Origin of the sequence: Maribacter sp. (genome assembly GCF_039974175.1) — a bacterium.
Classification (GTDB): Bacteria; Bacteroidota; Bacteroidia; order Flavobacteriales; family Flavobacteriaceae; genus Maribacter_C.
The window spans coordinates 156,264-168,119 of the sequence record NZ_JBDWJN010000013.1 but is presented as its reverse complement, the minus strand read 5'-3'; the positions used below and the strand labels follow the sequence as shown (position 1 = coordinate 168,119).

Genomic DNA, 11,856 nt, shown 5'->3' with positions numbered 1-11,856 from the left:
ATGGAACAGGCCATCGAAAAGCCATGCCGGGCACTGTTATTAAATTAATAATAACCAACACAAAATAATACCATGAACTTGAAAATAACTAAATCAGCTTTTGTCCAATACACAATAATGGCAGCTGTTGTTTTATTACTGAATAGTTGTGCGGAAATGAATAAAAAGCAAAGTGTCGCAAAAGAAACTGAGAAACCCGCTGTAGCGACTAAGGCTAACGACATCATAGCATTTTTCCAACATTGGAATTTAATTTTAGGTGATGGTTCGAATGTGGGTCAGGCAACTGATTATGAGAACAAAGATTTCTTCTATACAAAAACAGACGACCATGGCGATTGGGTGGTATTTAAGTCGCCCAATGCAGGCAATACCCATGGCACTTCTAACAATACGAGAACCGAGCTAGCACAATTAAAAAAATGGTCGCCGATGACCGAAGCCACAATGAATGCCACGCTTAAGGTGATGAATGTGGCAACCACCGGAGATGCTCGTGTTGCAGCTACTTACTCAGTAGTTGTTGGTCAGATTCATAGTGCAGACGGGCATGAAAACGAACCCCTAAAAATATTTTACAAAAAATTTCCCGGCCACACTAAAGGTTCAGTCTTTTGGAATTATGAAATCAATACTGCAGGTGATGACAATTCACGCAGATGGGATTATTCACATCCTATTTGGGGTTATGATTTTTCCATTGTAGGTACGAGCGCAAACAGCGCTCCACCAGAACCAGAAGATGGCATAGCTTTAGGGGAAGAATTTAGTTATAAGGTCGAAATTAAAGACGGAATGATGCAGCTGACATTTACCAGTCAAGGGCATGAAACCAAAACATTTACAAAAAACCTCATTTCCTCATCATATACAAAGCACTCAACTATTCCGGATCAAGTCAAAAATTTATTTGTACCAATAGGTCAAGACGGTGTAGAGCGAAGAACTGCGTATTCCGACGAAGGGCTCTTTTTTAAATTGGGAACCTACAACCAAACGAATGGCAAAGACCCCAAGGTAAACAAAGTCTGGTGTTCAGGTGCTGAGACCCATGGTGGTGATATTCAAAAACAGTACGCAGATGGCAATTATGCTGAAGTATGGTTTAAATCAGCGAGTATAAGCATCCCAGATGATGCCATATCAAATGCAGGCTATTTCAAAGCCAACGACGGTTTAAGTGAAAAAACAGTTTATCCAAGTGAGGTGATTCCCTTTATGGATAAATTTAAAATGTTGATGGGCAATGGAACCACGGTAGAAAACCTGGTCGACTTCGAACACAAAGATTTCTTCTATACGGTAATCGATGGTACAAGGCGTTGGGTAGTATACAAAACACCAAATTCTGGTGTCACTTCAAAAAACTCTAGCAATACCAGAACCGAGCTGCACGAAAAAAGAAAATGGACGCCCGAAGAAGGAGGTAAACTTACGGGTACCTGCAAGGTAATGCAAGTTTCTACTTCTGGAGATGCCAGAGTTGCGGCCTCGTACTCCACAGTGGTTGGACAAATTCACAGTGGTGAAGGACATGAAAATGAACCATTAAAAATATTCTACAAGAAATTTCCGGGTCATGCAAAAGGATCGGTATTCTGGAATTATGAAATTAATACCGCTGGAGATGACAATTCTGGACGATGGGACTATTCTACTTCCGTATGGGGGCACGACATGTCTGTCGTCGGAACAGGCAAAAATGAACCTCCTGTAGAACCTACTGACGGTATCGAACTGGGCGAAGAATTCAGTTATGAGGTAAATGTGTATGATGGTATTATGTACCTCAGGTTTGAAAGTGAAGGTCATAAAACAAAAACCTTTACTAAAAATCTAATCCAATCTGAATTCGCAAATAAATCAGATTTACCAGCACAAGTACAGCAACTATTTGTGCCCATAGGACAAGACGGAACAGAACGCGCAACGGCCTATAGTGGGGAGCTGAATTATTTTAAGCAAGGTGCTTACAACCAAACCAATGGTAAAAGTCCTGAAGCAAATATAGTCTGGAGCGCCGGTGCAGAAACCTATGACGGTGATATTGCCAAACAGTATGAAAATGGTTGTTATACCGAAGTATGGTTTAGAGATGCTACAATAGGTTTAGGAACAAAAACGAGCAAAGACTAAATTAACAGTTTCGTCTTTCGCAAAGTGAATCGAAATAAAAGTATTTTTAAAGGTAGTAAGACCATTAACATGCCTTTGGTCGTTGGTGAGCCATTTGTCAAATTCGCAGTTATGCGTTTGGGCAATATCCCAAAAGTTGGTGTTTATCGACGACCAAAAATATTTGAAAATCAATACGGATTCGAGTAAAATAAGTACACATAATTAAAATAGAAACAGACTTGATCAGCAATGGTCAGCTGCATATTATTTGAAATAGAAATAGCTATAACTATGAAACGATTTAGTGAAAAGTACATCAGCACAAAAGAAATGGAATGGGAAGAACTTGGAGGTGGAGTTTCAAGAAAATTTCTTGGCTACGACAACCAAATCATGATGGTAAAAGTGAAGTTTGAGAAAGGAGCTTTAGGTTCTCCTCATCAACATTTTCACACCCAAACTACCTATTGCGTTTCAGGCAAATTTGAATTTGAAATTGATGGGGAAAAGAAAATTGTAGAAGCCGGAGACGGCGTATATATTGAACCCAATTTATTGCACAGTGCAGTATGTTTGGAAGAAGGGATGCTAATTGACACCTTTAGTCCGGTAAGAGAAGATTTCTTAAGCGGTGATGGGGTATCTTATTTTGGAGATAAGCTGTCATAACAAAAGGTGCGAATCCAAGTCGTTAAGATTTCATTACAATGAAAAATCAAGTATTCACGACAAGTAACCGAATTAGTATCGTATCAATATGAAAAGTAAACTTACTGGAAAAAATGTGCTTATCACCGCAGGAGCCCAAGGAATTGGCGAGTCAATCACGAAACACTTTATTGATAAGGGTGCCAATGTAGCCATCCACTACTTTTCAAGTGCCGATACTGCAAACCAGTTGACAGCATACGCTATTAGCAAAGGGCAAAAAGCGGTGGCCATAAGTGGTGACTTAACGAAAGAATCCGATGCGAATGCAGTGGTTGAGAAAAGTGTAGAAGCCTTAGGTGGCTTAGATATATTGATTAACAACGCAGGTTCGCTTGTCGCTCGAAAAAGGTTGCACGAATTGGAAGCGGAGTTCTGGCATAGCGTAATGGACATCAATATGACATCTATGATGTTCATGACACGGGCTGCAGCTTCTCACCTTACCGAAAATGACAATAGCAGTATTGTGAATTTGGCTTCACTTGCTGGTCGCAAAGGCGGGCATGCAGGTTCTTTGGCGTATTCCACAAGCAAAGGAGCCATATTGACTTTTACAAGAGCGCTTGCTTCAGAATTGGGTCCTCAAGGTACAAGGGTCAATGCGGTTGCTCCAGGTCTTATTCTCGGAACTTCATTTCATAATACACATACAACGAAGGAATCTGCCGCAAACACCATTGCTGGTATTCCGATTCAACGCGCTGGTAACGCCAGCGACGTGGCAAGAGCGGTATTGTATTTAGCATCTGAATATGATGGTTTTATTACGGGTGCAACGCTTGACGTCAATGGCGGTGTGTATAATATGTGATGTATTAAGAACAAGAGTTGCTTAAAGAAGAATTTATTTTACGAAAAAAATAATAAAGACAACTATGGATTTAAAAGGAAAAGTAGCCATTGTAACTGGTGGAACCAGAGATATAGGTAGAGCAATTAGCATTAAATTGGCAAAGGAGGGGGCAAAGGTAGTTGCTAATTATTTCAATAATAAGGAAAACGCTGAAAAAACCCTGGCGGCCATTGAAGCAGTTGGCGGAACCGGAATTATCATCAAAGGTGATATGACCCAAAAGGCCGATGTTGACCATTTAATTAAAGAAACGACAACAGCTTTTGGCGACACAATTGACATTGTGGTGAATAATGCCGGCGGATTGGTTGCTAGAAAAACCATAGCAGAAATGGATGAAGCTTTTTTCAATAAAGTCATGTTCTTAAATCTTAACTCTACCTTTTTAGTATCAAAAGCGGCTTTGCCTTTTATGGGCTCAGGGGGCTCAATAGTAAATATTGCTTCCCAAGCCGGAAGAGATGGTGGAGGAGGTGGTTCTTTGGCATATGCAACATCCAAAGGAGCTGTGATAACGTTCACTAGAGGATTGGCCAAAGAAGTAGGACCTCAAAACATAAGGGTGAATTCTTTATGTCCTGGTATGATTGCGACCAAATTCCATGATGATTTTACCACAGATGAAGTCAGAAAAAAAGTGGAAGGTATGACACCGCTTCGCAGACAAGGTTCCGCCGAAGAAATAGCAAACACCGTTGCTTGTTTGGCTTCCTCTGCAACCTCTTTTATGACAGGAACCAATGTTGACATTAATGGAGGATTGGTCTTTTCATGAGAAAATTGTTGAAATTTTGCCAAACCGTTAGACGACGACCCCTTTAATTACGGACTCCACATAAATACAAATCATAAAATTTGAATTTAATTTTTATTTAACATTCTAATAACATATATTTGGTTCACCAAATTGGTTAACCAGTATGGAAAACCAATTAATATCGCTCAAAAGTCTAACAACTAAAGTATTATAACTAGCAAGATGAAAAAATAAAAACTTTAAGAAAAGAAAAAAGGACGGGTGCACGCCCATCCTTTTAAATCAAATTACTTCATTTTGAAGGGAAGTAATACTCACATGATACCATTGATATCATATTCTGCAAAATTACAATAAACATTTGGTTTTTTAGAATACATGTCTTCGGTAAATTTCATTTAACAGGTTCTAAACATGTTAAAGATCAAAAAGCAAAATTGACTAACTTATTTTAACTAAAATTTAAATTTATGAAGATTATGTTACTAAAGCGGCTGCTATTGTTTGGAGCATTTATTTGTTTCTCCACTGTATCAGCACAGACGGTATCCGGTACGGTTTCTGATTCTAGCGGACCATTACCTGGAGCAAGTGTTGTGGTTAAAGGAACCACAAATGGTACACAAACGGATTTCGATGGCAATTTTTCTATAGACGATATAGACAATACCGCTATTTTGGTATTTAGCTATATCGGCTATTCTACACAGGAAGTTGCTGTAAATGGGCAGACAACCCTAAATATTGTCCTAGCAGAGGATGCTAGCCAACTTGACGAAGTTGTTGTTGTAGGTTATGGTACACAGAAAAAATCTACCGTTACAGGGTCAATATCTAAAGTAACAAACGAGAAACTAGATCAAATTGCAGTGTCAAGGGTTGATGATGCCCTTATCGGTCAGGTATCAGGTGTAAACATTCAAGCAACCAACGCCGAAGCGGGTGGTGCGCCAACCATTACCATAAGGGGTGTTGGTTCTGTTGCTGCTGATTCAGGGCCTGCCTTAGTAGTTGATGGTATTGTTATGAGTTCAGAATTTCTTGCAAACATTGACATGAATGATGTCGAATCATTTGAAGTACTTAAAGATGCGGCATCTGCTGCTATTTATGGTAGTGAAGGTGCTAATGGTGTCATCCTAATTACTACGAAAAGTGGGAAGGCAGGAAAGACTAAATTTAGTTATCAAGCATATACAGGCTACAAGCAAGCGCATGGTAGCGATGATTATAGAAAAAATACCGACGAGTGGTTTGCTCTAGAGCAATCGGTCACAGGTACGCTTTCCGAAGAGTCACAATATATTAACCTATTAAGAAGTACCACTGGAGTAGACAGAGATTGGCAAGATGTTTTCTTTGATGGAGGATTTGTTTCAAGTCACTCGCTTTCTGCAAGGGGTGGCACGGAGGACACCAAGTTTAGCTCGTCTTTAAGGTATCTTCACGATGAAGGTGTTGTAATTACAGATGATTATAAATTATATACTGGTAACATAAAGGTAGATTCAAAAATTGGTGATAAGCTAAGGTTTGGCATACGTGCAACCCCTTCTTATACGAAGCAGCGACGTTTGCCAACATCAATTCATAATCCTACACGTCAATCGCCTTGGTTGCCTATTTATCATACTGAAGAATCGCTTCAGTTCGTTGATAGAGCAAACTTTCCAGATGTTGGTGTGGGTGATTACTTCCGTGAAAACCATTTGGTGAATTTAGATTTAAATGGTGATGGAAGCTCCAGTAGACCTCGTACCTCTGGTGATTCAAACCCGTATCAGCAATATGTAGAGAGAGAGCATTATGATATCAATACAAAATTATTTGGATCAACGTATTTAAGCTATGAAATATTGGAAGGTCTAACCGCTAAAACATCTTTGGGTGTTACAATAGACCAAAGAAAGCAAACTAGGTGGGATGGAACCAATTATCACGCATCTGGCGCAAGTCGTTCTGCATATGGTTTGCAAAACAGATACCGCACGAGATTGATTAATGACAATACGTTAAATTACACCAAAAATTTTGGTGACCATGACCTCAACTTATTAGGTGGTGTAACGATTCAGAAAAGAAGAACTGAAATTAGTCAGGTTAATGCTAGTGGATTTACTGATGATCGACTTAAAAACGTTCAAGGAGCCGATCCTGCTAATACTATAGTATCTGAGATTAATGCTGACCAAAGAAAATTAGGTTATTTTGCTCGTGTAAATTATTCCTATAAGGATAAATATTTGTTGAATGCTTCGTTTAGACGCGATGGAAGTTCTGTATTTGGCACGGACACTAAATGGGGTAATTTCCCTGCCGTATCAATTGGCTGGAATGTGGCAAAAGAAAACTTCCTAATAGATAGTGATCTCATTAGCAACTTGAAGTTTAGAGCTAGTTATGGTTTTACAGGTACTGAAAACTTTAATGTGGGGAGTATTGTTGAAAACGCATGGCCTTACCTAGCATTAAGCCAACCTACGAACTATGGTACTGCACAAGGTGCTTCTCCACTTAATATCGCTAATCCTGATCTACAGTGGGAATCTTCAAGAGAATTAACCATAGGTTTGGATTACGGATTTGCTAATAATAGAATTTCTGGTTCAATTGATTATTACAAAAGAACTAGTGATAATCTATTGCTTTCAAACCCGGTATCTTATATCACTGGATTTGATCAGGGTATTGTAAATTTAGGGGAAGTTCAAAATAGCGGGGTAGAATTTGAATTACGAACTAAAAACATCGTAAATGAGAATTTTAATTGGAACTCAACCTTTATAGCATCTACCAACAAAAATGAATTACTAGATTTTGCAGATTCTGACAATGCTTTAATCGCCGATACTTATGGTAGAAATTCATTGTGGATCAATAGGGTAGGCGAACCGATTTCCTCTTTTTGGGGTTTTGTTGTAGATGAAGAACTTTTTGATGAAACCGAATTTAGAACAACTTATGTCGATAGGCCATGGAACAGAATAAACGGAGAGTCTAGGGCTACTATTGTAAAAGATTTAAATGGTGATGGTTTGATTACAGATGAAGACAAAACCATTTTAGGAGATCCATACCCAGATTTGATATATAGTTTTACCAATGAATTTAAATTTGGAGATTTTGACTTTTCTTTTATGGTTCAAGGTCAGTTAGGTGGTCAAGTAAATAATATAGGTGATGAATACTTCTTCAATTGGTTTGGTAATACCACAAGAGGTACTGGAGCTGAAGAGGCAGTTGCAGCTGGTTTAGTGCCTGATGTTTCTTTCATTCAACGTAAGGTTGTTACGAGTGAAGTTATCGCAAGTTCAGACTACTTTTCTTTGCGCAACATAAACCTTGGTTACAATTTTTCAAATGATCTAACATCTCGTATAGGTTTAGATGGATTAAGGCTTTATGCTACAGCTCAGAATTTGATTTATATCACTGCCGATGATTATCACGGGTTCAACCCAGAGCATGATGATAATGGTAATGTCAGAGCCTTTGGTTCTCAGAGAGCTGGTACTCCAATATTTAAGACGTTTACTATTGGAATGAATATTGACTTTTAATTAAAAAAAAGAAAACGATTATGAAACATATAAAATATTTAATTTTTGCTGTTGCAGGGTCATTTTTGATCTCCTGTGATACGGAAGAGTTCTTAAATCCGGTACCAGACACTGTAGTTACAGTAGATGCATTCTTTGAAACAGATGCGGACGTTTTTTCCGGGCTGATGGGAGTTTATGATGCCGTCCAAGGAGTAAATGATGGTACAAATTCAAATGAAGCCACTACAAATAGAGGAGTGCAATTTGAGCACCTTTTAACAGAGCATAGAACCGATAATACAAGAAATGCCACAACAGAAGGTTCAAAGGCTGATTTTCACAGATATCTTGTTAATGCCAATAATGTAGAGTCTCAAGATTATTACGCTTCTATGTATGAGGTAATTTTTAGAGCAAACAATATCTTAACCTTCATTGATGTTGCAGATGCTGAAAATCAAGCGAAATATGCTGCGGAAGCTAAATTTTTAAGAGCCTATGCATATTTTAAACTAGTTCGATTGTATAGTGATGTGCCTTTAGTAACTGAAGTGGTAGCACCTGATGACAAGGAAACCCCTTTCATTAGAACGCCAGAAGCTGAGATTTACACTCAAATTATTGCAGATTTGCAAGAGGCAATCGCAGGTTTAGATAATTCAAATGTAGTAAGAGCTTCTAAAGCAGCAGCTCAAGGTATTTTGGCAAAGGTTTATCTTACGCAGACTAACCCTAATTATACAGGAGCACGACAATTATGTGAAGACATAGTTAATAGCGGAGATTACGCTCTAGAATCTGATTTTAACAATGTTTTTTATTCAGGAACCGAGGAAGAATATGATGCATCGGCAAATAGTGAAGTAATATTCGCAGTTCAGTATATTTCTGGAAACCAGTTAGAAAGTCAAGGTTTTTCTGCTGAATTTACTTCATCTACTCGTGTTGGTGCAGAAGACGGACAAAATATTGTAGAGGATAACTTGGTTGCAGACTTTGCTGCAGCGGGTGGAGATAGAACTGCACTTTCTTATACTACTTTTGGTTTGTCTAACGAAGTGATTAAATTCTTGCCAGAAGGATCTGACATCACTACAACACCTCCAACTTACGGAGCTGGTCGAGATGCTGGTAATGACTACATTGCCTTACGCTATGCTGATGTTTTGTTAATGCATGTAGAAGCCATTATGGCAGGTGCAGCATCAACATCTGATGCAGCTGCCTTAGCTTCTTTTCAAGCGGTAAGAAATAGAGCCGGTTTAACGGCTGCGGTATCTTCTATAACGCAGGAAGAGCTTTTGTTAGAAAGACGAGTAGAGCTAGCCTTTGAAAATCAGCGCTTTTTTGATTTAATCAGATTTGGTGTAGCCGAGTCCGTTTTAAGTGCATATTCGGCCGAATTCGGTTATGCCTTTGATGCTAGAAAATTATTATTGCCAATACCAGCGAGCGAAATCAACCTTAGCGGTGGTCTATTAACACAAAACCCAGGATATTAATAATTAAATAATTTAACTATGAAAAATAAAGCGACATTTTTCCGTCAAACCGCATTTATACTCTTAGGTCTTGTTATGGCCAGTATTGTGAGTTGTGTAGGTTCCGATGCTTTTAGAGATGAACTACCCGATACAGGGTCTAAAGAAGATACTGTATTTCCGGAAGCGAATTTTGATTATACAGCAGATCAAGACGATTTTAGAATGATAAATTTTACTGATTTATCTACTGAAGCGAATACCTATGCTTGGGATTTTGGTGGAGGAGCTACCTCGACAGAACGAGATCCTACGTATACTTTTGAGGCTGGAGAAGGTATTTATCCTGTTAGTTTAACTGCTAGTGATGCTAATGGCGAAACTTCCTCTGTTACTATCGATGTAGAAGTTGTGGATGAATTGGTAGCCGCATTTCAATGTCCTGACTTTTTGTGTGACCCAAGAACACCTTGGGGTGGTGGTAGAGGTACAAGTACATTCTCAGGCAGTAGTTCTCCAACTCCACCTGAAGGAAATGGTGCTGCTAAAATCAGTAGTTCTTCACAATTTCTTGATCAAACCATCAGAGTGGTTGCTGGGGCGAATTACCGCATAACTTTCTGGTATGTAAGTAAAACTACAGGAACTTCCGCTGGGCAGCTATTAATTGAAGATGCTGATACTCAGGATGCCTTTTTAAGTGAAGATATTCCATTAACTAGTCAGGCAAGTGCTTATGTAGAATATTCAGTTTCATTTTCGACCGGTGCCGATACAGAGAATATGAGATTCAACATTGAATATGATGGTACTGAATGTAGATATTCTAAAATTAGTATCGAACGACTTTAAGCATTATTGCTGTTACACTATTTTTTATGGAGTAACAGAGTTGATACGTTTGAAGTTTTTCTAACGAGCTAATTTGAGCAGAGAGAAATAAAAAATAAAAAAAGTAAACAATTATGAATTTATTAAAAAAAGCAACGAGCGCCTTGCTAATAATGGGCATCGTAATTTCATGTGATGATGAGGGTTTTATCCCTATTGCCCCAGATGATTCATTTAATGGAGAAACAGCCGCTGTATTTTCTAGTTTTTCAACGGCAACAAGTGGTGATGGCACCGTTGTTTCGGTAACACCAATTACTGTTGGGGTTGACTCTTATGTGGTAGATTTTGGAGATGGCAGTCCTATTACAGGTGCGCAGGGAGAAACCGTAACTTATGATTATCCGAATATTAACGCATCAGAAGATTATACGATATCTGTAACTGCCGGCGGTACGACCAAGACTGCAGATATTACAGTGAATCATTCGGTAGAATCTATTTCAACCGCCCCGCCTTCGCCTGAAGGTAAGCGTTATAATTTGTTGAATATTTTTACTGACGTCACTTCAGTTGGATCGGGAGCTTCTGGAGGTAAAGTGGTAGCATTGGAATCTGGGAACAATCTGCTTGAATTTTCAAGGCTGCATAGTGAAAGTGGCGTTTTGGAATTGAGTGATGAAGTTGTCATTGCAGATGCATTTTATAGTGGTGTTGGATCGTCAAATATTCATTTTGATGTGCATTCGAATTTTGCAACGGGTATAGATAAGTTAAAAATAACCTTTGTTGATAATACAAATGCTGTAAACCATGTCATTGATGATTTAGATTTAATCGATGGAGAATGGGTAGGTTTTGATTTTGATTTGTCTACAGATTTCTCGCCAGCAGTTGCTCAATTTGATGAAATACTATTTGAATTAGGCACTGGAGGTACTGCAAATGATCATGCAACTATCACCGTTGATAATATTTATATGACCAGAATGACGGGAGCAACCATATTAAATGGTGATTTTGAAGATGGTCAAGATTTCTGGAAATGGACGACCTTTACGGATGGCGAAACCAACCCATTTGGTTCAAGCTCAGATGGTTCTGATTTCGATTATGATGGAAATGATACCGGAGGGAAAACCAGAGGCGCTAAGTGGTCTTCAAGTCAATCTGGTGGAGAATTTAGATCTTCAAGTTCTAGATATGCCTATCAAGAGTTGGTCTTAACTCCCGGTGCTAATTATGTTTTAGAGTATCAATATGCTATAAAAGATGATAGTGGTACTGACCCTATAGGTGGAAGAAGAGTGGTAGGTTTAATCCTCGATCAGCATTATGACGATGGAGCCGATGCAGTTGATAATCTCGGTAACAATTTAGGGTTTAATGAAGGATTTGTAGCTGAAGGGAAATTCTCAGATACCGATAATGATTTTGGAACATTAGTGCAAATTCCATTTACCGCCAATAGCAGTGGTGAAGTTGCTGTAATGTTTTATGCCGTTAGTCCTAAAGATGCCTATGTAGATAATGTAAAGGTAATTGCTCAATAATTAACTTTTA

The 11,856-nt window shown here is 38.6% G+C and carries 8 protein-coding genes; all 8 read left to right on the top strand.

Translation table 11 applies throughout. The features are described 5' to 3' along the window. Window positions 1-117: 117 nt before the first annotated feature. The 8 genes from ABJN95_RS18115 to ABJN95_RS18080 all read left to right on the top strand — a co-directional run bounded on the left by ABJN95_RS18115 (window position 118) and on the right by ABJN95_RS18080 (window position 11,846). The gene (locus ABJN95_RS18115) at window positions 118-2,136 is read left to right on the top strand and encodes a polysaccharide lyase family 7 protein (RefSeq protein ID WP_348372501.1); all 2,019 of its coding nucleotides are present in this window, start codon (window positions 118-120) and stop codon (window positions 2,134-2,136) included. A gap of 273 nt (window positions 2,137-2,409) precedes the next feature. Beyond that, window positions 2,410-2,787 carry a cupin domain-containing protein gene (locus ABJN95_RS18110; protein WP_348372500.1) on the top strand — a complete coding sequence of 126 codons (378 nt, stop codon included), beginning with the start codon at window positions 2,410-2,412 and terminating at the stop codon, window positions 2,785-2,787. 88 nt (window positions 2,788-2,875) lie between these two features. Next, window positions 2,876-3,640, top strand: a complete 765-nt coding sequence (locus ABJN95_RS18105; RefSeq protein ID WP_348372498.1) for a glucose 1-dehydrogenase — start codon at window positions 2,876-2,878, stop codon at window positions 3,638-3,640. A 64-nt stretch (window positions 3,641-3,704) separates the two neighbouring features. Then, window positions 3,705-4,457 carry a glucose 1-dehydrogenase gene (locus tag ABJN95_RS18100; RefSeq protein WP_348372496.1) on the top strand — a complete coding sequence of 251 codons (753 nt, stop codon included), beginning with the start codon at window positions 3,705-3,707 and terminating at the stop codon, window positions 4,455-4,457. A 452-nt stretch (window positions 4,458-4,909) separates the two neighbouring features. After that, window positions 4,910-7,999 (top strand): TonB-dependent receptor, encoded by a 3,090-nt coding sequence (locus ABJN95_RS18095; protein ID WP_348372494.1) that lies wholly within the window; start codon window positions 4,910-4,912, stop codon window positions 7,997-7,999. A gap of 20 nt (window positions 8,000-8,019) precedes the next feature. After that, window positions 8,020-9,483 carry a RagB/SusD family nutrient uptake outer membrane protein gene (locus ABJN95_RS18090; protein WP_348372492.1) on the top strand — a complete coding sequence of 488 codons (1,464 nt, stop codon included), beginning with the start codon at window positions 8,020-8,022 and terminating at the stop codon, window positions 9,481-9,483. Between the two features lie 18 nt (window positions 9,484-9,501). Beyond that, on the top strand, window positions 9,502-10,314 hold the full coding sequence (locus ABJN95_RS18085) for a PKD domain-containing protein (protein WP_348372491.1): 813 nt from the start codon (window positions 9,502-9,504) through the stop codon (window positions 10,312-10,314). A 113-nt stretch (window positions 10,315-10,427) separates the two neighbouring features. Next, window positions 10,428-11,846: a hypothetical protein gene (locus ABJN95_RS18080; RefSeq protein WP_348372489.1), complete on the top strand. Its 1,419-nt coding sequence runs from the start codon at window positions 10,428-10,430 to the stop codon at window positions 11,844-11,846. Window positions 11,847-11,856 lie beyond the last annotated feature (10 nt).